The organism is Chryseobacterium sp. JAH (assembly GCF_001507335.1).
In the GTDB taxonomy this organism is placed as follows: domain Bacteria; phylum Bacteroidota; class Bacteroidia; order Flavobacteriales; family Weeksellaceae; genus Chryseobacterium.
Genome location: NZ_LMAH01000002.1, coordinates 547,112 through 572,450 on the forward strand (window position 1 = coordinate 547,112; position 25,339 = coordinate 572,450).

A 25,339-nucleotide genomic window follows, 5' to 3' on the forward strand; every position below is an offset into this window, starting at 1 on the left:
ACTATAATGAATAAAATTATCCTCATTTTCATCTGCATTCTGTTTTTTCAAATGACAAAAGCTCAAAATGAGTTTATTACAGTTTGGAAACCGGGAGCTTCTCAACAAATTCATTTTCCTGGAAGAGGCAACAATTTTACAGTAACATGGGAAGAAGTTGGCTATCCGCAACATAACGGAAGTTTAAATAATGTAAATTCTACTATGGAATTTATAGTAAATTTTGGCAATTCACTAAATCCCACTCCTGCAAATGCAACCTATAAAATAAAAATAAGTAACGGCAGCGGTAATTTTAGTCAAGTAAGGTTCTTCGATAGCACAGGAGTTCCGGCCTACTTAAATTCAGATCATGAAAAATTACTTGAAATTGCGCAATGGGGAAATATACAGTGGCAAACCTTCGACAATGCATTTACATGGTGCAGTAATATGAATGTTACTGCGACAGACGCTCCTGTTTTAACGGATGTAACTCAGATGAATGAGATGTTTTATTTCTGCTTCTCACTTGTGGGAAATGCCAGTTTCAATACCTGGGATACTTCCACAGTAACCAATATGTTTTATATGTTTGGTGATGACACTTTTTTTAATGCCCCTATCAATGATTGGAACGTGAGCAATGTGACCAATATGTCTTACATGTTTGATGCAGCATCTAATTTTAATCAGCCACTTGGCAAATGGAATACTGTAAATGTAACAACGATGCAACATATGTTTCATGAAGCCAATTCTTTTAACCAAGATTTGAGAAGTTGGAACACTGTAAATGTGACCAACATGAACGAGATGTTTCATGATGCCACAGCTTTTAATCAAAACATTGGATTATGGAATCTAAGCTCTCTAGTAAATGGTGTAGATATGCTTAAATTATCTGGACTCAACTGTCAAAATTACGACAATGCGTTGTTTGGGTGGAACAGTAACCCTCAGACTCCCGATAATATCAATCTCGGAGATGCAGCGCCACTACATTATAAACATACCGCTGCAGTAAATGCGAGAAACAACCTTCTAAATAATAAAAATTGGTCTGTAACGGGAGATACTTACAGTGCATCGTGTACATCTTTCTTACAAGTTTCTGAACAAAATATAAAGATAGATCTGATTGTTTACCCAAATCCTGCATCAAATTTTATTTATATTAAAAACTTAAAAAATTCTGCAAATTATAAAATTTCAGATGCAAGCGGGAGATTGCTGACAGGTGGGAAAATAGTTTCTGAAAAGGTGGATATAAGCAATTTATCAAAAGGAAATTACATACTACAGATCGTAACAAAAGATAAAGTTGATTCCTTTAAATTTATTAAAAACTAACTTTAAAAAATGACAAATTCAACAAATCAAATCATAATCATGAAAAAACTAATAACCGTATTTCTGTGCTTCTTTTTTTCCCAAATCGTGAGTGCTCAGAATGAATTCATCACTACATGGAAGCCCGGAAATTCGCAAAATCCTCTTCCAAACAGTCCGCCTTTTGCATCATCGGATACACAGGCTTGGGCTCCTTTTCAAGGAACCAATTTTACGATTTACTGGGAAGAGATTGGTTATCCTTCACACAATATGACTTTGCAAAACGTCACTTCATCAAATTACATTCTGTTGGATTTTGGACCTTCACTAAATCCTGTTCCTGCCAGTGCAACTTACAAAGTAAAAGTAAGTAACGGTAATGGTAATTTTCACCGTATTTCATTCAGAGATGATGTTCCTTCAGGAAATGTCAATAATATGATGGGAGACTACGGAAAAATTGTGGAAATTAATCAATGGGGTTCTATTGCCTGGTCTTCTATGGCTTATGCATTTGAAAGATGTGAGAATCTAAACATGACGGCTACAGATATTCCAGATCTCACTGCTGTAACATCGCTGGATTACATGTTTAGCGGTTGTAGCACACTGATAGGAAATAACTCTATAAACAACTGGAATATTTCTTCTGTAAATTCCTTAGTAGGAACCTTTAACGGATGTTTTGTTTTTAACCAACCCATTGGAAACTGGAATACCAGTAACGTACAAAATATGGGGGTTCTTTTTTTAATGTGCCAAAATTTTAATCAACCCATCGGAAACTGGAATACTTCTCAAGTAGTATCGATGGATGGGATGTTTAACAACGCCAGAAGCTTCAATCAACCCATAGGAAACTGGGATGTTTCTAATGTTATTGAAATGGAATTTATGTTTGCCTACGCTTGGGGTTTTAATCAGCCTTTGGAAAATTGGAACGTTTCTGGCGTGATAGAGATGGATTATATGTTTTTGAGTGCAAAACTCTTCAACCAACCCATTGGAAGCTGGAATACCTCAAGTGTTACAACGATGAACGGAATGTTTTTGAACGCTACAGCTTTCAATCAGCCTATCGGGAATTGGAACACAGCTAGCGTGCTAACCATGAACGCCATGTTTCAAAATGCATCTGCATTCAATCAAAATATCGGCAACTGGAATACATCACAGGTGACGACCATACAAAGTATGTTTATGAATGCTTCAAGCTTTAACAAAGACCTTGGAAAGTGGAATCTCACGTCGATTGTGAATGCAAACAATATGTTTTTAAATTCCGGATTAAATTGTCAAAATTATGACAGTACACTTTACGGATGGAGCTTAAACCCTTCTACACCAAACAATATCATCCTTAGCAGCGTTTCACCAATGACTTATGCTCATCCTGCAGCGGTGACTGCGCGAAATTACCTCATCAACAACAAAGGATGGTCGATTGTTGGAGACACTTACGATGCTGAATGTAGTTCTGTACTTTCCACCACCGAAAACATTGCACATGCAAATCTCAGCATTTACCCAAACCCTGCATCAGATTTTATCTTTATTAAAAATTTGAAGAATCCTGCAAATTATAAAATTTCAGACACAAGCGGAAGATTGTTGAAAGAAGGAAAAATAGTTTCAGAAAAGGTAGATGTAAACGTTTTACCAAAAGGAAATTACATTCTGCAGATTGTGACAAAAGATAATATCCAATCTTATAAATTTATTAAAAAGTAAATAATCTTTTAAAATATCGTTCCACCACGCACCCAATCCCTAAAAATACGAAATGAAAAAACGAATAATTTTTATCATGGTAATGCTGTTCATTCAGATTATAAAGGCTCAAAATGAATTTATAACCATCTGGAAACCTTCAGGCATCAATCCCAATTTCACCACAATCGTAACAGGCCAGATCCCGTCTACATCCAGTCAGATATGGTTTCCAGGCACAGGCTTAAACTATACCATTCAATGGGAAGAAGTAAATTACCCTCAGCATAACGAAACACTTACCAATGTCACATCCATAGGTCAGACATTAATTAGTTTTGGCACACCACACAACCCGAATCCCGCACAAGCTACGTACAGAGTAAAAGTAAGCAATGGAAATGGAGTTTTTTCGCAGATAAAATTTGCAACCGTCATCACTCCACCATCCGGAGGACTTTCATGGACTCATCATGGTAATTCTGACAAATTACTTGAGATCTCGCAATGGGGCAACATCCAGTGGCAGTCTATGTATAACGCATTTTCATATTGCAGATATGTACAGATTACCGCAGCAGATTCACCCAATCTTTCCGCAGTGGAGGATGCATCGTATATGTTTTATAATGCCAGCTCATTAACAGGAAATTCATCTATGGCAAACTGGAATACTTCAAACATCAAAGATTTTCGGAATATGTTTTCTCATGTGAGTACGCTACAAATCCCCGATACTTTTGATGCACCCATCGGTTCTTGGAACACTTCCAGTGCTACCGACTTCAAATATATGTTTGAAAACAGAGTTGTATTTAACCAAAACTTAAATAGCTGGAATACCTCCAACGCTACAGATATGAGTTTTATGTTTTCCGGAACACAGGCTTTTAATCAGCCATTAAACAGCTGGAATACATCAAATGTGACCAATATGATGTGGATGTTTCATTTTAATCCAAATTTTAATCAACCTTTAAATAATTGGAATATTTCCAAAGTAACCAACATCTCCCATATGTTTCATGGGTGTACTTCATTCAATCAGCCTTTAGATAGTTGGAATACAAGCGTTGTGACAGATTTTAATACTATATTTTCTTCTGCTACAAATTTTAATCAAAACCTTCAAAGCTGGAATCTTCCCGCGCTTACGATAGGAACTCTCGCACTTTTCGCTTCTGGTTTAGATTGTGATAATTACAGCAATACGCTTTTTGGATGGGGTACTAATCCGAATACAGCCAATAACATCAACCTAGGATTGGTCCCAAATTTCACCTATGCCATCGATGTTGTTCCGCAAAGAAATATGCTTCTCAGCAAAGGCTGGACGATTACGCTGGATACTGTAGGAGAGTGTAGAAAATTATCAACTCATGAAAGTACTTTAATAACAAATGGATCGATATATCCAAATCCTGTTGAGAATTTTATTTATTTTAAAAATATTAAAGATGCAAAAAGCTATACCATTACAGAAATGAGCGGAAGATTGGTAGCAGACGGTTCGCTGACAAAAGATTTCATCAGCATTCAACATCTTACATCAGGAAATTACATTTTACAAGTGATTACAAAACAGGGTATACAGACTTTTAAATTCATTAAAAAATAATATTTTTCATATATTTTCAAAGTTATTTCACCACCTAAACATTGTTTATGAAAAAAGGTATCGTTATCTTTTTCTTTCTTCAATTTTTCCAAATAGTATATGGTCAAAACGAATTTGTCACCATTTGGAAACCTTCAATTCCTGCGCACAATTATCAGTATGCCGGTATTACAGTATCTTCTTTGGGAAATGAAATTTGGCTGCCTGTAAAAGGTAATAATTATACAATTTATTGGGAAGAAGTAGGTTATCCTTCACATAATGCTACATTGATTAATATTACGTCTGCATATCATACCCTCATTAACTTTGGGACAGCATTAAATCCGAATGCCCAGAATGCAACCTATAGAGTTAAAGTAAGTGAAGGAAACGGTGATTTTGTCGGTATCTATTTCAGAGATTTTAACCTTTTCCCAAACAGTAACGGAATTGTGGGAGATGTTACCAAAATAATCAATATTGAACAATGGGGAAATAACAGCTGGGTTTCTATGCATGAAGCTTTCGGCGGATGCGTAAATATGAATGTTTCTGCAACGGATAACCCCGATTTCACGAATACCACAGATCTCTCTTTTATGTTTCAGGGTTGTTCAAGTTTTAGCGGAAATGCTACAATAAACAATTGGGACGTTTCTAATATCACAAATCTTATAGCGATATTTAGCAGTTGTACTTTATTCAATCAGCCTTTAAATAATTGGGACACTTCAAATGTTATTGCAATGGGAGCAGCATTTACCTTGGCTCAAAATTTCAACCAACCTTTGGATAACTGGGATACTTCAAACGTGGTTACTATGACGGCTATGTTTAATCATGCTAAGAAATTCAATCAACCCATTGGAAATTGGGATCTTTCAAACAACTTAGACTGCGAATTTATGTTTTCAAACGCCTGGGATTTTAACCAGCCCATTGGCAATTGGAATACCTCAAACGTTATTGAGATGAATAATATGTTTACAGGTGCATCATCTTTTAATCAACCCATTGGTAACTGGAATACTGGCAACGTCACAAATATGAGCGGAATGTTTCTCTATGCGACTCTTTTTAATCAAGATATCAGCAGCTGGAATACCAGCAACGTAATCTATTTTGCAAATATGTTCAATACCGCTACAGCATTTAACCAAAATCTTGGAAACTGGAATTTAAGTGATGCAACATCCGCTCAAAATATGTTTTTAAATTCAGGTTTGAGTTGTCAAAATTACGACAGCACCCTTTACGGATGGAGCAACAATCCTGCAACACCTCAAAACATTGCATTATCAAATGTTTCACCTCTAAAATATTCACATCCTGCTGCAGTAAATGCCAGAAACAATTTAATCAATTCCAAAGGCTGGTCAATAAGTGGTGACATTTATGACAGCGAATGCCAATCTTTTTTATCCACTGTAGATAATTTAATTTCTGAAGAAATTTCTATATATCCAAATCCTGTTGCTGAAAGTGTTTTTATCAAGAATTTAAAGAATGTAAACAGATTCACCATTACCGATGCTTCTGGAAGAATACTTATGAAAGATGTTATAAACAAAAATTTTATTGGTGTTGAACATCTCATGCCCGGAAATTACATCTTACAACTTATCACAAAAAGCGGTGCTCATACTTTTAAATTCATTAAAAAATAAACAAAAATGCCTCGTTATTTTACGAGGCATTTATTTTATGAGATTAAATCTCTACAAATCATACAGATTCGGATGCTTTGCTTTGATATCATCTACCGTTCCCAAAACTTTATCTTTCAAAGTATCCTGATAGATTTGAAGTTTTTCTGCAACAGTTTCCTCACCGGTTCCCAGAATTTTTGCGGCTAAAATTCCGGCATTTAAAGCGCCATTCAGAGCAACAGTTGCTACAGGAATTCCACCCGGCATTTGAAGGATTGACAAAACAGAATCCCAACCGTCAATAGAATTACTTGATAAGATAGGAACTCCAATTACAGGTAACGTTGTGCAGCTTGCAACCATGCCCGGAAGATGGGCTGCTCCACCGGCTCCTGCAATGATCACTTTCAAACCTCTTTTTTTAGCATGTTTAGCATAATCAAACATTCTCTCTGGTGTTCTGTGCGCCGAAACTACAGTAAGTTCGTAAGGAATGTCTAAACCTTTCAAAAAATTCGCCGCCAGTTCCATGATCGGTAAGTCACTTTGACTTCCCATGATAATTCCTACCATTTTTTCAATTTTATTAGATGCTTCAAAGATAAGGATTTTAAAAAAGGGTGAAAGTAAAAAGTCAATTTTGCTTTGCAAGTGAATGAGTGAATGGTCAATTAGCTTGGCTGTCAATTTAATTATTGCAAAATACATTACATCCGCTGAATTTTTTTCACTTTTTTATTTTGCCTTAATACAAACGAACCAAAAAATCAAGATTGAAAACTCAGCTAAACTTTTTTTTATATGATTCAAACGCAAATAAAAATTTCCAAACATAATTTAATTTCTCAGGCTTTAAATTAACAATTCTTGCAAAGCAAAATCGACAGCTTTTCGTTTTAAAATAAATATCTTTGCCATTCGATTTCCACCACCCCATTGAAAAATTACAAACTTACTTTTGCGGTTCTTACAGTTGCCATCGTTTGGGGAACTACTTTTTTGGGCATTCGTGTAGCTGTAGAAACTATTCCGGCTTGGTTTGTAGCCGGGATACGTCAATTTGTGGCAGCAATAATTATGCTGTTCATCCTACTCTACCGTAAAGAATTCAAATGGATTGGCTGGAACAACTTAAAATATCAATTGATCTTCTCTACCTTAATGCTCATTATAGCCAACGGAATGACAACCGTTGCAGAAGAGACCGTGACGAGTAGTCTAGCATCATTGATGAGCGCCTGTTCGCCCATCGTTGTATTTTTAGGAAGTGTCGCAATTGGTTTACAGAAATTCAGTTTCCGGGCTTTAATAGGAATTATTCTTTGTTTCAGCGGAATTCTCTTTATATTTTGGGATGGTTTGAACGATTTGGCAAATCCTGATTATTTGATGGGAGTTATTTTCCTTTTTCTGGCTATTTTGGGCTGGGCCTCAGGAACTATTTTCACTAAAAAACTGAATCTTCAAAGCAAAAATATTACGCTGAATCTCTTTTATCAATTTATGTTTGCCGGAATTATACAGCTTATTTTCGCCTTTCTCTTTTCAGAGAATTACAATTTTGAAAACTGGAGTGCGGTAAGCATTTCTGCTACGCTGTATCTGGCAGTATTCGGGTCTGTGGCGGCATTTTTCGCTTTCCATTATGCCCTGACTAAAATTTCTCCGGTTCAGGTTTCCATTTTGGCCTACATCAATACAATTATTTCGATTTTCCTTAGTTGGCTGATTTTAGACGAAACAATTTCAGTAAAATTTATCACGGCAGCTTTCCTGATTATTCTGGGCGTTTTTATCATTAATTATAATCCGGAACTCTTTAAAAGAAAGAGAGTTGAAGAATAATTTATTTTTTTAAAAATCTTATTAAAAAACAGGATCCTTCTTTTAAAATCCAACTGTTCATTTTTCTTTGTCACTATTTTTGCCTATATTTTTAGAATAATACGTGCATTATGACAAAAAGATCTCCTCTTATATTGCTAATTCTATTGCTAATGTTCCCAAGCTGTGATAACAAAAAGAAAAGTCTGCAGCTCACTGAACGTGAAAATGCTCTTTTAGAAAAAGAAAAAAATTTCGCCAAAAAAGAATCAGAATACCAATCGCTTATCAAAATGAGAGACAGTATTTTTAGTGAAAAAGATTCTGTAGAAACCGTAAAAGTATGGCCGCCACAAGTTTTTGGCTCTTGGATTGGCAAAGTGATATGCACCGAATCATCATGCAGCGATTATGTCATTGGTGACCAACGTATTGATACTTGGGAATTTGACAGTGATTCCACGCAATTGTTTTCTAAAATTGTGAACAATCATAAATTGGTTAGATTATATTCCGGAAAATTTGAAAATAATGAAGTTAAGCTTCATTACAAAACAGACTCTACGGCAGATAAAAGTGTGGAAATGAATATTCTTTTAAACAAAATTTCGGCCAATAAAATTAGGGGAACCCGCACCGTAAGCGTTGATAATAAATGTACGGCGAAGTTTTCTGTGGAATTGACACGTCTTTCAAAATAAGCACTTATGATTTTAAGCATACACAACCTCAGCCTTCCCTTTGAAGACCCTGTTCTGAAATTTTTGCTGGTTCTGATTATCATTTTGGCAGCACCACTTCTTTTAAATAAAATAAAAGTTCCGCATCTTCTGGGATTGATTATTGCAGGAGCCGTAATTGGACCTAACGGATTCAATGTTCTAGCAAGAGACAGCAGTATTGTGGTGACCGGAACAACCGGACTTCTCTACATTATGTTTCTTGCAGGACTGGAGATAGACATGGGAGATTTTAAGAAAAACAAATGGAAAAGTCTCACATTCGGGCTTTATACTTTTATTGTACCTTTTGTTTTAGGCTTTGTCGGAGGATATTATATTTTAAATTTCTCAGTCTTAACTTCTATCCTTTTTGCAAGTTTATTTTCGTCGCATACGCTGATCGCGTATCCTTTAGTGAGTAAACTAGGAATTGCGAAAAATCTGTCCGTCAACATCACAGTCGGCGGAACAATGATTACCGATGTTCTTGCCCTATTGGTATTAGCCATTATTGTCGGAATGTCACAGGGTGAAGTGGGAACCACTTTTTGGGTTAGACTATCGGTTTCATTTATTGTATTTGCACTGATCGTTTTGCTGGTTTTCCCGATGATCGGACGATGGTTTTTTAAGAAAGTAGATGATAAAATTTCGCAGTACATTTTTGTATTGGTGATGATTTATCTGGCTGCATTACTGGCTGAATTGGCAGGTGTGGAAGCGATTATCGGAGCATTCTTTGCCGGCTTGGCATTAAACAGACTGATTCCGCATACCTCCTCACTGATGAACCGCGTGGAATTTGTCGGAAACGCAATTTTCATCCCTTTTTTCCTGATCAGCGTAGGAATGCTGATTGATTTTAAAGTATTTTTTAAAAGTTGGGAAACTTTAGAAGTTGCAGCCGTGATGTTGGTGGCATCAATTATTGGAAAATATGTGGCGGCGGTAGCTACCCAAAAAACTTTTAAACTCACAAAACATGAAGGAAAACTGATTTTTGGTTTAAGTTCGGCCTCTGCAGCAGCAACTTTAGCAGCGGTAATGGTCGGTTACAATATTATTCTTTCTGAAAGCGAAACCGGCGAACCCGTAAGATTACTGAACGAACACGTTCTGAACGGAAGTATTTTATTGATTTTAATCTCATGCACCGTTTCTTCTTTCGTCTCCATGTCGAGCGCTCAGAAAATTGCTGAAAGTGACAATGAAGATACTGTTTCAGGAAATAATCACGAGGAAGAAAATATTTTGTTAGCTTTAAATTACGACAACACTGTTGAGAGAATGGTGAATTTGGGGATTTTAATTAAAGCTCATTCCAATACCGAAGATTTTTTTGCTTTAAATGTCATCAATGAAGATAAAAATGAATCTTCTGTCAAAAATGCCGAAAAACTTCTGCATCAGGCAACCGACACTGCAGCTTCGGCGGACGTAAAACTGCAGGCTTTAAAAAGATATGACAACGACGTCATCAATGGCGTCAACAACGTGATCAAAGAACAGAAAATTACTGATCTGATTATCGGGTTGGAGGATGAAAAAGGTTTCTCAACTTCGTTTGCGCATAATCTGTACAACGGATACCTGCAGAATGATGATGTGAATGTTTTCGTGTATCACGCTGCACAGCCGCTTTCTACTATTAAAAAATATGCGGTGATGATTCCTGAAAATGCACACAAGGAAGCAGGATTTTTCCATGCTCTAGTCCGTGTTTGGAATATCGCGAGAAATTCGGGCGCCACGATTGTATTTTACGCTCCTGAAAACATTCTGGATATTTTACAGAAAATTATTAAAAAAGCCAATATCGAAGCTGAATTTATCATAATGAACACATGGAAAGACGGCGAAGAAACAGCAGCCCAAATCAAAGAAGATGAAGGGTTGATTATTTTTATGGCGAAAAGAGGAATGCAGTCTTATATTCCGAGGATGAGAATGATCCCCGAGCTTTTGAACGGAAGACTTCATGATAACAATTATCTCTTGATTTTCCCGTATTCAGAATTTAAACAAGAGAATATTGAAAGACGTTCTGTAGGAAATCATGATGATTTTATGGAAATTGGGAATGTAATTAAGAAGATTTTTAAGTAGATAAATTCGATTATTTTTTTTAGATTTAATCTACAAAAAAATTACATCACCTCGATATGAAAAAATTATTTCTATTACCTTTTTTTCTTTGTTCCATTTTTATGTTCGCTCAGGACAAAACGTTTTCTGATTTGGAAATCAAACAGAAATTAGATTCCGTAAAAACTGAAGGAAACCTGCTGTTTACATTAGAAAACGCTGCGTGGCATTCTTCAGATCTTTTGAGAGAAAATAATAAAGTTCAAAATATTGCTGGTCAATATTTAACGTATAAAACAAATGATTCTGTAAAAGCGGTATTTTTAAACAAAGCCCAAAATAAAATTGTGGCAGAATATGTTTTTAAAAATGATAATAAAAAGCCTATAAAAACAAACTTAAATGAGAGAAACCTCAATGGTTTGGAGATCGATTTAAAAAATGTTCGTTCAAAAATAATAGAACAGCTCGCAGATCCGAAATATGAAGTTGGAAGTTATGATGGTTTTAATTTGAATGTCATCATCATTCCTGCTGACCAGGTAAAATTCAAAACTTATCTGATCAGCGGTACTTCATCTAATGGAGTAATCCCGTTTGGGAATGATTACCTGTTTATCTCTGACAAAAACGGTGTCATTCTTGAACACCACAAATTTCATTCGCGACTGATTCCTACTCAGAATCCTCCCGGCGGCGGAACAATTACGATGGCTACTCATAGCCACTTGAGAACAAATCCTTTTATTTCTGCGACAGACATTTGTACCTTTCGACTGTATGCTCCATTCTTTCCAGGTTTGAAAGAATTTTCGGTCTACTCTCCTGCTTTAAGTAAGTATATGATTTATAATCTTGAGAAAAACGCCATTACTACAGAAAAAAACATTAATTGATTTGTAATGAAACAATTTCCATCGTCAAAGCCCAAACGAAGTATTTTAAAAATTGTAGGACTATCCCTTTTATTGATCATCGTTTTTTTAGCAGTCAGCAATTTTATTGAGGTTAAAAAAAATGAAACGTTGCTGTATAAAATTCAGCAATATCTAACCTACAGCAAAGAAGACTGGGAAAATTATAAACAGAATCAAAAACTCCTAGATGAAAACCCTGCAATCGCTTCCTCAACAGACACAGTAGATGTTGCAAGCAGTGCAGATTTTTATTCTTACGATACTACAAGAATGACTGAAGCGGTGAAAAGAGAAGAGCTTAAACTCATTAAAAATGCAAATTTTGATCAGCTTAAAAAAGCAGAAAATCCCCCAAAAGATAACGATGCACAGGCTGCATTAATCAGGTTTACGCAGGGAAGATTAACTGATGTCATCATCAATCAGAAGCTCGACATCAAAATTGGAAAATGCTATGAAAACAAGAACACAGAAGGTAATTTCCGTTGTGTGAGCTGTATGATTATGTTGTACAATCGTGACACAAAAACCTGGCAGGAAGCACCCAACGGGGAAAATTTCATGCAAAATGCCTACGATTTTTATCAGGCTTCAGAAAATGATATTTGGGATACCAAAGATCTGTCGATGAGAATTCCGTATGATTATGAGTTTTTTAGGAAGTATGAGTGATCGAATGATTTTTTTAAATTTGAAACATTGACTTAAAAAACTTCCATGAACAAAATTTTTGCTTTAATCTTAACTTTATTGGTTGCATGCACTGACAAAAAACAAAGTAATAATGTGAATGACACTGAAACCAATCAAAAAACAAACATAAATAATGAAATTCCCAAAATAAAATACGGTAATAAGTTTTTCCAATATGATGCAATAGATTATTATCATCTTGAAAAAGAAAATAAGTCTGTAAAATCTCTATTTGAAAACAAAAAAAAATCGAAAATTGACAGATTAAAGTTCGAAGTAATTGTGAATGAAACTCCTGATAATCTTCAAGATCAAGACTTTCTAATTTACATGGATGAGATTGGTTACTCAAAAAAGAAAATTGACTCAGCAAAATTTGAAGCGCTTAATAAAATTTTTATTGAAAAACCATACGAAGATGGTACCGCTAGAGCCTGTATTCCCGTTTATCGAGATATTCTAATTTTTAAAAATAATGATGAAATAACTGGTATGATGAAAATTTGTTTTAATTGTCATCAATATCGTATTTTAGGAACAAAAGCAAATACTGATAACTTTGGATCCGATGGTGATTATTTACAACTTTGGAATATTTTAAGTAAAGATTAAATTTAAAACTCATGAAAAAAGCACTCATCATCTCCATCTCAATTATCATTCTCATTATTTTATCGATAATAGTTTATTGGAATCTCCCAATAGAAGTTACCAGAAAATCTGATATCAAATTTGGAAATGAATTGATTGAAAAAATTGAAAATTACAAGAAAAGCAATGGAAAACTTCCTGAAACAAATGATTGGCAGACTTTAGAAAAATTAGGATTTAAAAAAGATGAATCTGCAAATCCTACATACACATCTGAACCAAACGGAAATTATGAATTAGTGTATATCGATGGTTTCGATGGACCTTATTTACTTTGGAATTCACAAGAAAAGAAATGGACCATTGATTTTCCTAAAATAGTATTAAAATAAGAAAAGACTGCTTTAGGGCAGTCTTTCTCAATATATTTTAAAATCTTAAGCAATTACTCTCACCATCGCTTTTACTTTCACCAATTTTTCCATCAGCTCTTCTCTTGAATCCGCCAAAACATTGATGTGTCCCATTTTTCTACCGGGTTTAGTTTCCGTCTTTCCGTAAAGATGAACGTAGGTTTCAGGAAGTTTTAAGACTTCTTCCATCCCTTCGTAAATTACTCTTCCGGAATAGCCTTCTGCACCCACCAAATTCAACATTCCGCTATAAATAATGGCGTCGGTATCAGCTAAAGGTAAATTTTTCACCACGCGATACATTTGTTCAAACTGCGAATTGGCATTTCCTTCCTGACTTTGGTGTCCTGAATTGTGAAGTCTAGGAGCTGTTTCGTTTACCCAAACTTTTCCTTCTTTATCTAAAAACAGTTCAATCGCAAACAATCCCGGAGAATTGACAGCATTCAAAAATTTCTCGGTGATAGAATTAATCTGATTTTCAATTTCCTCACTTAAGAAAACCGGACAGATATTAAAATCAAGCAAATTCAATTTCGGGTCAGCAACCATTTCCGTTACGGGGAAAGTCTGTGTTTCTCCGTTTTCGTTTCTGGCTACAATGACAGAAAGTTCTTTATCAATATCAACAAGTTTTTCCAGAACAGAATCCTGAGTCCAGAGATTTTTCATGTCTTCGTTGGTACGGATGACCTGTACACCTTTTCCGTCGTAACCGCCCGTATTCAGTTTTTGTACGAAAGGCAATGCGATTTTAATTTCATCTTCCGTTCCATCCATAATTTCAAATTCGGGACTTGGAATATTATGTTCTTTATAGAATTGCTTCTGAAGAATTTTCTGTTGAATCGTTTTAATAATAGAAGAATTTGGAACTACTTTTATTCCTTGATTTTCAAGTTCAGCCAAAGCATCTGCATTCACGTGTTCGATTTCAATCGTCAACACATCTTTATCTTTTCCAAAATCCAGAACGGTATCATAATCATTGAAACTTCCTTGTGTAAAATGCGAAATATTGTGACAAGGTGCATCTGAAGCAGGGTCTAAGGTATAAAATTCATCATCATATTTTAAAGCTTCCTGAATCAACATTCTTCCTAGCTGTCCGCCACCTAAAATTCCTATTTTCATTTTTTATTTTTATTTACTATTATATTATTTTTTTAAAAAATTTTCGAATTGTCATTCCTCTCTAAAATTAGTATTGAGATTCTTCATTCTGCTGCACTACATTAAGAACGACAACACAACATTTAAATTTTATCAATTTTCAAATACCCCAATCCTATTGGATTTTCCTGATTTTCCTCTTCAGATTTAGTTAAAATAATTGAATACTTTTCCTTCATTTTTTTAGGAAGGATATCATTCACATTAAAAATATCATCAATATCAACTCCGTGCTTATCATCGATATGACTTACTGCACCTTCAAAACCCATTGTCTTATAAAACTCAGTTTGTTTGGCTTTTTTTACAATCTCTGCCATTGAAGTTCCGACCATCAAATGCTGCTCATGAAATTCTTCGAAATAACCTTTTTTATATCCGCCTAAATTGATAAAATATAATTGATTTTCTGAAATACATTCTTCTTTCTCGACGATTTTCACATCAAAACCATCAGCAAATTTCACTTCCTGATAGCAGTCAAGATGAATTTTCCCTTCGGCTTCTTTCCAGAAATCTTTCATATCAGGAACCAAATCCTTGAGATTTTCTGCGATTCCAAAAAACACATCATGCTGCTCAATGTTTCTTCCCTTCGGAGTGGCACCAAGAATGACATAAAACAATTTCATTATGACTTTTATTTTTGCAAAAATACGGCAAAAAATAATCTTGAGTTAATGTTTACCCGAAAAGCGCAGTAGTTTTATATTTAAGATTATTCAGAATCATCATTATTTTATTCATAACTGAATTTTAATCATTCTCATTCTGAAAATTGGTTTAAAGGAAAAAATAATAAAAATTTCAAAAATTTTACTCCCGTTTTTGCGTTAGATGGAAAACTTGTTTATTACCATGAAATTATCTTTTAAAACTGCTATTATTACTTTCTTTTTTTTAGCGGGAAGTTATTATGCTCAATCTGATTATTCTTTAGGAGTTACTGTGGGATCCGGTATGAACTTTTATAGAAACGATATCCCGACAGACAAGGGTCGCTTCAACCCAAACAAACCGATATCATTTTATTTTGGAGCCAAACTGGTGAAAAATTTAGACGAACGAAATAAATTATTCGCAGATCTGTTAGTTACAAGAAAAAAAATAGAATACGAATACAATCTCAATGAACCTGAAATTCCATTTAGCAATAAAGAAATCTTTGGGCAGAAATATGACTGTATTTCGCTCTTTGTAGGATACAGAAGGCTATTTCCGTGGAGAGAACATTTCATTTACGTTGAGGGTAGTGTAGGCGCAGACTATAATAATACTGTCATGAGCTACAACAAGGGAAATGGAGAATCACAGGATGGACTAACTGAAACAATTTATTATGAAAGTTATTATAAAACCAATCTGGGTGAAAAAAGCTACACCATCAGTTCAAATATAGGATTTGGTTTAAATTTCGGATGGAGAAATCAGTTTGACTTAGGAATATCCATGAATATACCTTTTCAAAAAATTCAGACAACTGAATCAAATTATCAAAATACATGGAATTATAAAAATAAATACTACACACATCAATTGAAATATATTGGGAATATTTTTTACCCACGCTTAAAGCTTACATACTATGTTTTTAAGGAGTTTTACAGGATTAATTTAAATAAAAACTGATAAAATAAACAGTGCAATACGAGATTATAATCTCATGAAATTAAGCAAAAAATAATCTTTCACTAAAGTTTGCCCAAAAACCCCAATAGTTTTATATTTGTAACATGTCAGAAATCATTATTCTCTTTCTTGGCGCTATCTCAGCAGGTCTTTTAGGTTCACTTACAGGTTTGGGCGGAGGAGTTATCATCATCCCTTTACTTACGCTGGGTTTTGGCGTTCCGATGCATTATGCAATTGGTGCTTCACTGATTTCGGTTATCGGAACTTCTTCTGGAGCAGCTGTCGCTTTTGTGAAAGAAGGCTTTACAAATATGCGAATCGGAATGTTTTTGGAGATTGCAACAACGGCCGGTGCAATAGTCGGAGCCTTAGTTTCAGGAATGCTTAATCCCAACACAATCGGAATTATTTTCGCAAGTATTTTACTCCTTACTGTTGTATTAAATCTTAAAGGAAAACCCGACCACCAGGAATCACTTATTAAAGGCAGCTTGGAGGATAAACTTAAATTATACGGAACTTTTCCAGATAAAGGTATTATGAAAAGCTACGCTGCTAGAAATACAATTCCTGGATTTTTTATGATGATGTTTGCAGGTGCCATGTCTGGTCTTTTAGGCATCGGGTCTGGTGCTTTGAAGGTTTTAGCCATGGATAATATGATGAGACTGCCTTTCAAAGTTTCTACAACGACAAGCAACTTTATGATTGGCGTAACGGCGGTTGCGAGTTCATTAATTTATTTTCAGAGAGGTGAAATTATCCCCGTGATTGTGGCTCCCGTTTTGGTGGGCGTTGTGGTGGGAAGTTTCATCGGATCAAAAACTTTAATGGTTTCTAAAACGAAAAAGCTGAAGACATTTTTCGCTATCGTTATTACGATTCTCTCCATTTATATGATGTATAACGGAATTAGAAGCAATTTTTCATGAGAAAGAATTTCACTGATGTAGACTTGAACCGTTCCGTAGGAAATCTCCTTCGTTTAGGCGTTATTTTAGCGGTGATCACCTCGCTGATAGGTTTTGTTAAACTTTTCATGGAAGGCTTTAAAATGCCCCGGAAATACAAGCTTCTTGATATGGGAACATCTTCAGAAAAAGTCTGGAGTCATTTCTGGGAAACGCTTTGCAAAGGTGAAGGGATGGCCATCATTCAATTAGGAATTCTGATGCTTATTTTCACACCTTTAATGAGAATTATCTTTGCATTAATCGGTTATCTGAAAGAAAAAGATTACACGTATGTGATTATTTCTTCTATTGTTTTGGCGATTATGGCGGTGAGTTTCTTTACCGGGTATGCGCATTAAATTACTATATAAATCGGTTTCCTTCATATTTCTTTTTACAGCAAGTATAATATCTGCTCAAACTAAAAAAGAAATGGAGAAAATATTTAAGAATAGCATTAGTCAACCTAAAAAATCAAAAATTATTGTAGGTCAAAATTCTTGGAAGATCTGTGTAGATACTAGTAGTAATACAATCAATCTCTTTGAAACAAAGTTTGAGAAATATTCAGATTGTTGTAGATATGATGAATGGACTTTTTACAAGAAGAATAAGTTTATAAAAACCGAAGCTTATAGCTGTAAAGAACCACCTTACTCAAAAGTTACAACACAAGACGATTGGTATGAAATTGAATATGTGGAAACCGAAAATTTAGTTCTTGTGATTAAAAGTGAAAAAAGAACTGACAAGTTTATAGTCAAAGAACTTCAAAAACGAAAAGATAACTTACATATTATTAAATTAGTTAAGATATAGTTTTCATTCTTCATAAAACTCCAGCGGCAAACCATCAGGATCCCGTGTAAAGAAAAATTCTTTTCCGGTAAATTCATCAATGCGGATTTCTTCACAGTTGACACCTTTACGAATTAATTCTTTCCTTTTTTCAGTTACATTTTCAACAGAAAAAGCCAAATGTCTTAAGCCACAAGATTCGGGTCTTGAGGGTCTTTCCGGTGGATTAGGAAATGAAAATAATTCAATCACGTAATGTTCTCCGATGGCTAAATCCAATTTGTAGGACTGTCTTTCTTTACGGTACACTTCACGGATCATGTTTAAGCCTAAAATTTCAATGTAAAACTTTTTTGAGACTTCGTAATCAGAACAGATAATGGCGATATGATGTATTTTCACTTTTAATTATTTATTACAATTTGTTCTTCTTGTATCGATTAAATATTGAATTTTCCAAATATTATTCTGTTTGACCAATTGGAAACTATTGGCTCCGCAATGCGAAAACTTTCCTTTAAAGTAAAACTCATAAGGTGTGAAAACACTTGCTAAACTTCCATCAATGTGAACGGCTTCAAACTTAATCCTTTCGTCTGCATCATTCTTGGATAACTTTGAAATTGAATCTACAAAGTCTTGAACTTTATCTGTTTTCACAGTATTGTTTTTTGTGATCGTTTGCAAAATTGCTGCGTCAGCAAAAACAGATTTAATTATTGTAGTATCTGCACTCTTCATTCCTACAAAAAGCCTTTCTACAGTTTCTTTCACAGCATTTTGATCTGTATTCTGAGCGAAGCAAAACGAACTTAAAAACATCAAAACGGCAAATAATTTTCTCATGACTTTAGTTTTAAACCCTAAAATTAAAAAATATATGATTCAACGCAGAATAATTAACAAAATTTAAATAAATCTGGCACGAAATTACCTTAAAATAACTTACTTTTATTCGTTTATTTTAAGAAATATGTGGGAAACCTACCTTGTTCTAAGTACTTTATTATTGATTTTAACTGTATTACCAAAAATTCCAAGTCCGCATTGGATTTTTCGCTTTCCTGATTTTGGTAAAATTCAAATTACCTATTTTCTTATTGTAACGTTTGTTCTAGGATTTATCATCGAAAAAACCGAATATTTCTGGTACATCCAAAGTTTATTATTGGCCATGATTATTTTTCATGGAATCACTTTAATCAAGTATACTCCGCTTTATAAAGTCAAGAAACATGCACAAACTGAAAATTCATCACAGAAATATCATTTCATCTCTGCAAATGTATATCAGTTCAATACAGATTTTGACAAATTTATCCAGCTGATCAAAAGAAACAAGCCCGAAATCTTTCTTACGATGGAAAGCAATAGTGATTGGGAGCAAGCGTTGAAGGTTTTGGAGAAAGAGTATCCATTTCAACATAAAGTCACACTTGAAAATACGTACGGAATGCATTTTTATTCAAAAATGAAAATTGAAAAATCTAAAACGCATTTTTTTGTAGCGGATGATATTCCTAGCATTGAGGCACATTTGAAAACTGAAGATGGATTTGAATTCGTTTTTTTTGGCGTTCACCCACCACCACCAAGTCCAACCGAAGAAGAAACGTCAAAAGAAAGAGATGGTGATTTGCTAAGCGTTGCAAAACATGTAAAAGATATTACAAAACCAGTGATTGTGGTTGGGGATTTTAATAATGTCGCATGGTCAAAATCATCTATTCTATTCAGAAAAACAAGTCATCTAATAGATCCTAGAGTGGGTCATGCTTTCGTATCAACGTTTCATGCAAAATCTCGTCTGCTGAGATTTCCTATTGATCTGATGTTTCACAGTGAGGATATTTTTATAAAAGATTTAAAAACACTAGAAAATTTCGGTTCAGATCACCTTCCTGTATACTGCGAATTTTTTATCGACCATCACAACGACGATCAGGAAGAACGTGTAGAACAGGCAGACTCTGAAGAAATCGCCCAAGCTGAAGAAATTATTGAAGAAGGGAAAAAAGAAGATGGACAGCGTGATGCGGTAGTAACCGAGGATTGATTTTTTCACTCCTTTTAAAGTTACCTCCTTTTGGGGACAAGAATTTTTGACGGGATGGTTATGATAACTTTCGGCTGAACTCATGCATGTTCATTTCACAAAAAAAAGTGGACCTAAGTCCGCTTTAGTTGATATTCATATTATTAAAAAGTCATTATATCCTTCACCACCCCATTCTTCTGAGTGTGCTGCAGTAATTCACTTTCAATAAAAGTTTTTATTTTTTCTTCTGATCCATCATTCGGAAATAACAGGTGAACATTCGCTCCTGCATCCAAAGTGAAGAATAAAGGTAATTCTGTTTCTCTTCTAAAATCCCAGATTTTATTGATGACTTCTAAGGTTCCGGTTTTCATTAAAATAAAAGCAGGATCACTCATCATCATCATTGCGTGAAGCGTTAAGGCCTCATGTTCCACCAACTTGATAAAGCCTTTGAGATCACCATCCTTTAGGATTTCTTTCATTGGAACGAAATTTTCTCTCGCTTCCTGAAATCTTCTTTCTGCATAAGGATTGGTGTTCATCAAACCGTGGCCGACTGTTGAGGAAACACTTTTTACACCTTCATGAATCAGTAAAACCCAATCATTAAAATCTTTAAATATGGGATGAATTTCATCATCAGAATATTTTACCGCAAACAAATCTGAACTCCCTTCAACCACATCAGATTCACCCCATACAACGAGTCCATTGTACAAACTTCTGCATGCGCTTCCACTTCCTAATCTTGCTAAAAAAGACGCCTTTTGTAATGATTCTTCGTCAGAATTTTTTCCTGAAAATGTTTCATCTAATTTTATCAAACATTTGGCAATGGCTCCGAAACCTGAAGCTGAACTTGCAATTCCAGAACTATGGGGAAAGGTATTCTCCGTTTTAATGATATATTTCCCTTTTAATATCCAAGGGAGATACTGTTCGATATTTTTAAAATATTTTTCTATTTTCTCTGCAAATTTCACTTCTTCATTACCCGATAAAAATGTCTTTACAGAAAATACTTCATTAGCAGAAAATTCAATCGTTGTATTCGTCTTACAATGATTTAAAGTATAACTGATGCTTGGATTTGCAGGAATCTGATCTTTGTATTTTCCCCAGTATTTAATTAAGGCAATATTGGAGGGACAGCTTTCTGAAACTGCTGTCGATTGTATGTTAAAATTTTCTTTTCCTAAAAAATCCTGTGTTGTCATAACTTATAAATTATCTTTCAAATAATTTCACCCTTTCAGGGCTTATTCTATAAAATCTAGTCTAAATATTCATGGGTTTCACCCAGTTCTTATGAAGGTCGCAGTTCAGGCCTCGCCCAAAACCTAATACATTTTTTCAACTAAATCCGCATATTTTTTCAGCACCACATTTCTTTTTACTTTCAATGTCGGTGTGATTTCTCCGCTGCTGATTTCAAATTCTGAAGGCATTAAAGTGAACTTTTTCACCTTTTCATAATCCGAAAGTTCATGCTGCAATTCTTTAATTTTATCTTTATAAAAATCGACAATTTCTTTCTTTTGAACAATTTCTTCCCAATTGGTAAACGGAATATTATTTTTGCTTATATAATCCTTTAAAAACTCAAAATTTGGAACGATCAACGCTGATACAAACTGTCGTCCTTCAGCAATCAAAACAATCTGCTGAATAAAATTATTGTTGGTCAGAATATTCTCAATCTGTTGCGGAGCAATGTATTTTCCATTTGAAGTTTTCATCAGATCTTTGATTCGGTCTGTGATAAACAGATTTCCGTTGTCATCAATTTTTCCGGCATCTCCCGTTTTAAACCAACCATCTTGGGTAAAAACTTTTTCAGTTTCTTCCGGTTTTTGGTAATACCCTTTCATAATTCCGTTTCCTTTTGCCAGAATTTCTTCATTTTCTCCGATACGAAGTTCAACTCCAGGTAAAGGTTTTCCACAAGACCCATGTTCAAAATGAGTAAAAGGGAAAGCGGTTAAAGTTGCTGTAGTCTCTGTCAAACCATAACCAACCGTGATGTGCAGTCCCATTGCTTCAAACAATTGCGTCACATCGGGCGAAACAGAAGCACCACCGCATGGCATAAACCAAAGTCTTCCGCCCATTTTTTGTTTCACTTTGCTGAACACTAAAGTATTTGCAAGAGAATGTTTCAGCATCAATCCAAAAGGAACTGATTGTTCTACTCTTTTTAATTCTGCGGTCTGTTTTCCTACTTCCAGGGCCCAATCGAAGATTTTCTTCTTGAATGACGGACCATCTTTTGCTTTTTCTAACACTCCTGCATATACTTTCTGGAAAAATCTAGGAACAGCACACATCATTGTAGGCTTCACTTCTTCCAAAGTTACCGCAATATCCTTAGGATCTTCCAGAAAATAGACTCTTGCACCACCGTAAAGGCAGAGTAAGCTCCAACATCTTTCGAAAACGTGAGTCAGTGGCAAAAAGGCTAATGATAGTTCTTCTTCGAAATTTTTAAACTTAAAAAACTCAAAATGAGCATCAAAAGATTTAATAAAATTGCCGTGCGTGAGCATCACTCCTTTTGGAGTTCCTGTAGTTCCTGAGGTATAAATAATCGTCGCTAAATCATCAAATTCTTTCTTTACAATCTCCAGTTTTGGGGAAGATTTAGCAATAAAATCTTCTAAATAAAAAGTATTTTCTTTTTTTACCCAAACTGCTTTTTTAGAAACGATGATGGTCTGAAGGCTGTTTTCTTTTTGAACAATTTCAAATGACGCATCGTACTGCACTTGGTTCCCAACCAGAATAATTTTTGCCTGAGAATCGCTGATGATATATTCTGCCTGTTCGGCATTATTGGTAGAATAAATCGGAACTGTAATCGCTCCGATTGACATCGCTGCCAAATCAAAAATCAGCCATTCAGCAGAATTGTCTGCGTAGATGGCGACTTTATCGTTTTCTTCTACTCCGTTATTTTTTAACGCGTTTGCGGTTTTGTAGATAATTTCGCTGAATTTTTTCCAACTCAATTCTTTCCATCCTTCTTTATTTTTAAAACCAACAGCTGATTTATATGGATGTTTTTCAGCATTTTTACTGATAATTGCCTCTGCAAGATTCATTATTTATTAGTCAGCTTTTTTTCGTTAATATAATTGTTGAGATGGAAATCTACACTTTCCTGAACGGGAATAAATTCAAAATTCAAAACTTTTTTTACTTTTTCATTTGAAATGATACTTGAAGAAGTCACCGCTTCGATATTGGTTTTGGTTGCCATTTTCAGTTGTGGAATCAGCCATCCAAAAAAGAAATTGAGCCATCTTCCGGTGTTGAGAATTCCTTTTGAAAGAATGCTCGAGTCTTTTAAACCCAGTTTTCTTCTGATTTGGTTCCCGATCTCTGTATATTTTTTGTTTTCAGAAATTAAAATATACCGTTCTCCAAATTTGTCTTTCTCCATTAAATCAGTGGCAGCTTTTGCAACATCCCGAACGTCTACATAATTTGATCCGCCCGAAAATGTAAAAGCATTTTTCTCAAAAGTCGGGAATATATCGCCACTGCTTTTTCCCCAATTTCCGGTTCCGACAATCATTCCCGGATTGATGATGATGGTATTTAAGCCTTCTGCTGAAGCTCTCCACACTTCCATTTCAGAAAGATGTTTTGAAATTGCGTAGGCAGAATGTTCAATCTTGGGATTAAAATCTGAATTCTCATCCAGTTCTCCCTGATCATTAAAACTATCTAAGACAGCAATTGAACTTACATGAAGAAATTTCCGGACACCTGAATCTTCGCATACAAACAAGAGATTCTCTGTACCTTTGATATTGGTGTGATACATTTCCTTTTCATCTTTTGGATGAAAACTGACTTTTGCAGCACAGTGATATACTTCCGTAACGTCTTTCAAAGCATTTTGTAAAGAATGAATATCATCAAAATCGACATCGATCCATTCAATTTGGTTGAAAAAAGTATCGGAATTTTCTGTGTAAAACTGATAAGAATGTTTTACTTCGCTGATGTTGCTGGACGGTCTTTTTGCAGCACGCACTTTTTCACCTTTTTTCAAAAGTTCCAAAACGATTACTCTGCCTAAAATTCCTGTAGCACCTGTTACGAAAATCATGCGACAAATATAATGAAAAATCCTGCTTCATTTCTGAAACAGGACGTAAGATCAAAATTGTATAAAAAAATTATTGCGCCTTTTTTATTTGCTCTTCAATTTTGCGCCAATCATAATAATGAAAAACCTTCCCGTTACTCATGGCTACAAAAACGCCTTTTGGAAAACGATCTCCCAACGGTATTGCGGTAACCTCTGAACCGTCGCTTTCACTTGTTGAAAATGGAATTTCTGCAATTTTTCCTTTTGCCGGATTTTCTCTCAGATACACATTGAAAGTATCTGCCTGCTGATTAGAAATTAAAATATATCCTTTCCCTGGTTCTGTCGGATAAATAGAAATTCCTTCTATATCACTTTTAAATTCATCTTGCCCAAATAATAAAATTTCTTCATCCCCTTTTAAAGGATCTGCATAATAAACATGAACGCCAAACTGCTCATCAGAGTAATAGATGAATCCTAATTCAGCATCTACAGCAATACTTTCAATCTCCTTTAATCCGCTGAACTTTCCGAATTTTCTCACAACCTCAGCTTTGATTTTACCCTGGTCATCAGAAAGTTTATACTGCCACAGGTATTGACCACTAGGGCCGGTTTTTCTTCCAACAATCACATAAATCTCATTTGATTCAGGATTTTTGTATAAAGAAATTCCCATTGGTGAACGGAGCTCCTCTCCATCAAAAACTGAAAATTCACCAATTTCTTTTAAATCCGGCACCGAATAAATTTTCACTTTTTCGGTATCTCTTTCTGTGACTACAGCAAAATCGAATGATTTTCCATTTAGAGAAAGTCCGTATCCAATATCCACATTATTGGGGCGACCCAATCCTGCTACTTTATTAATAATTTTTCCTTCCAGATCGAAAGCGTATAAACCACCACCCGTCTGTTTATCTGTTCCAACAATAATGCTTTTCGATGCATCAACAGGATTGATCCAAATTGCGGGATCATCTGTATCGAACATTACTTTTTCTGTAACGACATCAGGCTTTAAAGCATTTCTATTCTTTTGAACTACTGAACAGGAAGTCAACAAAGCCAGCATGCCAAGCACCGCAAAACTATTTCTTATCGATATTCTTTTATTCATTT

25 protein-coding genes are annotated in these 25,339 nt (G+C 34.9%); 16 read left to right on the plus strand and 9 right to left on the minus strand.

The window, feature by feature from the left end; genetic code table 11:
* The first annotated feature begins 6 nt into the window (after positions 1 to 6).
* From AR685_RS06095 to AR685_RS06110, 4 genes are read left to right on the plus strand one after another with little or no spacing between them, the layout of a single operon-like run.
* Positions 7 to 1,332, plus strand: coding sequence for a BspA family leucine-rich repeat surface protein (locus AR685_RS06095; RefSeq protein WP_082002069.1), 1,326 nt, complete (start codon positions 7 to 9; stop codon positions 1,330 to 1,332).
* Positions 1,333 to 1,371: 39 nt separating this feature from the next.
* Positions 1,372 to 3,045 carry a BspA family leucine-rich repeat surface protein gene (locus AR685_RS06100; RefSeq protein ID WP_165592801.1) on the plus strand — a complete coding sequence of 558 codons (1,674 nt, stop codon included), beginning with the start codon at positions 1,372 to 1,374 and terminating at the stop codon, positions 3,043 to 3,045.
* A gap of 52 nt (positions 3,046 to 3,097) precedes the next feature.
* The gene (locus AR685_RS06105; protein WP_082671893.1) at positions 3,098 to 4,642 is read left to right on the plus strand and encodes a BspA family leucine-rich repeat surface protein; all 1,545 of its coding nucleotides are present in this window, start codon (positions 3,098 to 3,100) and stop codon (positions 4,640 to 4,642) included.
* A 47-nt stretch (positions 4,643 to 4,689) separates the two neighbouring features.
* The gene (locus tag AR685_RS06110; protein WP_059124021.1) at positions 4,690 to 6,291 is read left to right on the plus strand and encodes a BspA family leucine-rich repeat surface protein; all 1,602 of its coding nucleotides are present in this window, start codon (positions 4,690 to 4,692) and stop codon (positions 6,289 to 6,291) included.
* Positions 6,292 to 6,342: 51 nt separating this feature from the next.
* Here AR685_RS06110 and purE read toward each other — a convergent pair whose 3' ends face one another.
* Positions 6,343 to 6,846 (minus strand): 5-(carboxyamino)imidazole ribonucleotide mutase, encoded by a 504-nt coding sequence (purE, locus tag AR685_RS06115; RefSeq protein ID WP_047443030.1) that lies wholly within the window; start codon positions 6,844 to 6,846, stop codon positions 6,343 to 6,345.
* 363 nt (positions 6,847 to 7,209) lie between these two features.
* Between purE and AR685_RS06120 the strand changes: the two genes are divergently transcribed.
* The 7 genes from AR685_RS06120 to AR685_RS06150 all read left to right on the plus strand — a co-directional run bounded on the left by AR685_RS06120 (position 7,210) and on the right by AR685_RS06150 (position 13,497).
* Positions 7,210 to 8,118: a DMT family transporter gene (locus tag AR685_RS06120; RefSeq protein WP_059124022.1), complete on the plus strand. Its 909-nt coding sequence runs from the start codon at positions 7,210 to 7,212 to the stop codon at positions 8,116 to 8,118.
* Positions 8,119 to 8,270: 152 nt separating this feature from the next.
* Complete coding sequence (locus tag AR685_RS06125; RefSeq protein ID WP_228376395.1) at positions 8,271 to 8,798, plus strand: hypothetical protein; 528 nt, start codon at positions 8,271 to 8,273, stop codon at positions 8,796 to 8,798.
* A gap of 6 nt (positions 8,799 to 8,804) precedes the next feature.
* Entirely contained in the window at positions 8,805 to 10,925 is a 2,121-nt protein-coding gene (locus AR685_RS06130; RefSeq protein ID WP_059124024.1) for a cation:proton antiporter, read from the plus strand.
* Between the two features lie 56 nt (positions 10,926 to 10,981).
* Positions 10,982 to 11,800: a hypothetical protein gene (locus AR685_RS06135; RefSeq protein ID WP_131777598.1), complete on the plus strand. Its 819-nt coding sequence runs from the start codon at positions 10,982 to 10,984 to the stop codon at positions 11,798 to 11,800.
* Positions 11,801 to 11,806: 6 nt separating this feature from the next.
* Positions 11,807 to 12,493 carry a hypothetical protein gene (locus tag AR685_RS06140; RefSeq protein ID WP_059124026.1) on the plus strand — a complete coding sequence of 229 codons (687 nt, stop codon included), beginning with the start codon at positions 11,807 to 11,809 and terminating at the stop codon, positions 12,491 to 12,493.
* Positions 12,494 to 12,538: 45 nt separating this feature from the next.
* Entirely contained in the window at positions 12,539 to 13,126 is a 588-nt protein-coding gene (locus AR685_RS06145; RefSeq protein WP_059124027.1) for a hypothetical protein, read from the plus strand.
* An 11-nt stretch (positions 13,127 to 13,137) separates the two neighbouring features.
* A complete protein-coding gene (locus tag AR685_RS06150) occupies positions 13,138 to 13,497 on the plus strand; it encodes a hypothetical protein (protein ID WP_059124028.1) in 360 nt (119 codons plus the stop codon).
* Positions 13,498 to 13,542: 45 nt separating this feature from the next.
* On the opposite strand, the gene AR685_RS06155 is transcribed toward AR685_RS06150, so the two are convergent.
* Both AR685_RS06155 and AR685_RS06160 read right to left on the minus strand, forming a co-directional pair.
* Positions 13,543 to 14,652, minus strand: a complete 1,110-nt coding sequence (locus AR685_RS06155) for a 5-(carboxyamino)imidazole ribonucleotide synthase (RefSeq protein ID WP_059124029.1) — start codon at positions 14,650 to 14,652, stop codon at positions 13,543 to 13,545.
* 122 nt (positions 14,653 to 14,774) lie between these two features.
* Positions 14,775 to 15,323 (minus strand): DUF1543 domain-containing protein, encoded by a 549-nt coding sequence (locus AR685_RS06160; protein ID WP_059124030.1) that lies wholly within the window; start codon positions 15,321 to 15,323, stop codon positions 14,775 to 14,777.
* 226 nt (positions 15,324 to 15,549) lie between these two features.
* On the opposite strand from AR685_RS06160, the gene AR685_RS06165 reads away from it, so the two are divergent.
* The 4 genes from AR685_RS06165 (at position 15,550) to AR685_RS06180 (ending at position 18,095) form a co-directional block, all read left to right on the plus strand.
* Positions 15,550 to 16,320 carry a hypothetical protein gene (locus AR685_RS06165; RefSeq protein WP_131777599.1) on the plus strand — a complete coding sequence of 257 codons (771 nt, stop codon included), beginning with the start codon at positions 15,550 to 15,552 and terminating at the stop codon, positions 16,318 to 16,320.
* 104 nt (positions 16,321 to 16,424) lie between these two features.
* Entirely contained in the window at positions 16,425 to 17,255 is an 831-nt protein-coding gene (locus AR685_RS06170) for a sulfite exporter TauE/SafE family protein (protein ID WP_047442584.1), read from the plus strand.
* On the plus strand, positions 17,252 to 17,635 hold the full coding sequence (locus AR685_RS06175; RefSeq protein ID WP_047442583.1) for a DUF1634 domain-containing protein: 384 nt from the start codon (positions 17,252 to 17,254) through the stop codon (positions 17,633 to 17,635). The genes AR685_RS06170 and AR685_RS06175 overlap by 4 nt, the downstream gene beginning before the upstream one ends.
* Positions 17,636 to 17,708: 73 nt before the next feature.
* Positions 17,709 to 18,095, plus strand: a complete 387-nt coding sequence (locus tag AR685_RS06180; RefSeq protein ID WP_131777600.1) for a hypothetical protein — start codon at positions 17,709 to 17,711, stop codon at positions 18,093 to 18,095.
* Between the two features lie 3 nt (positions 18,096 to 18,098).
* Here AR685_RS06180 and AR685_RS06185 read toward each other — a convergent pair whose 3' ends face one another.
* Complete coding sequence (locus AR685_RS06185) at positions 18,099 to 18,476, minus strand: VOC family protein (protein ID WP_059124033.1); 378 nt, start codon at positions 18,474 to 18,476, stop codon at positions 18,099 to 18,101.
* A 6-nt stretch (positions 18,477 to 18,482) separates the two neighbouring features.
* Positions 18,483 to 18,920, minus strand: coding sequence for a nuclear transport factor 2 family protein (locus AR685_RS06190; RefSeq protein WP_047442580.1), 438 nt, complete (start codon positions 18,918 to 18,920; stop codon positions 18,483 to 18,485).
* 127 nt (positions 18,921 to 19,047) lie between these two features.
* On the opposite strand from AR685_RS06190, the gene AR685_RS06195 reads away from it, so the two are divergent.
* Positions 19,048 to 20,130, plus strand: coding sequence for an endonuclease/exonuclease/phosphatase family protein (locus tag AR685_RS06195; RefSeq protein ID WP_059124034.1), 1,083 nt, complete (start codon positions 19,048 to 19,050; stop codon positions 20,128 to 20,130).
* A 143-nt stretch (positions 20,131 to 20,273) separates the two neighbouring features.
* Here AR685_RS06195 and AR685_RS06200 read toward each other — a convergent pair whose 3' ends face one another.
* From AR685_RS06200 to AR685_RS06215, 4 genes are all read right to left on the minus strand, one after another.
* The gene (locus tag AR685_RS06200; RefSeq protein ID WP_059124035.1) at positions 20,274 to 21,332 is read right to left on the minus strand and encodes a diphosphomevalonate/mevalonate 3,5-bisphosphate decarboxylase family protein; all 1,059 of its coding nucleotides are present in this window, start codon (positions 21,330 to 21,332) and stop codon (positions 20,274 to 20,276) included.
* A 123-nt stretch (positions 21,333 to 21,455) separates the two neighbouring features.
* Complete coding sequence (locus tag AR685_RS06205) at positions 21,456 to 23,216, minus strand: AMP-dependent synthetase/ligase (protein WP_059124036.1); 1,761 nt, start codon at positions 23,214 to 23,216, stop codon at positions 21,456 to 21,458.
* Positions 23,216 to 24,232 (minus strand): NAD-dependent epimerase/dehydratase family protein, encoded by a 1,017-nt coding sequence (locus AR685_RS06210; protein ID WP_059124037.1) that lies wholly within the window; start codon positions 24,230 to 24,232, stop codon positions 23,216 to 23,218. The genes AR685_RS06205 and AR685_RS06210 overlap by 1 nt, the downstream gene beginning before the upstream one ends.
* A 70-nt stretch (positions 24,233 to 24,302) precedes the next feature.
* Positions 24,303 to 25,337: a phytase gene (locus tag AR685_RS06215; protein WP_059124038.1), complete on the minus strand. Its 1,035-nt coding sequence runs from the start codon at positions 25,335 to 25,337 to the stop codon at positions 24,303 to 24,305.
* Between the last annotated feature and the right edge of the window lie 2 nt (positions 25,338 to 25,339).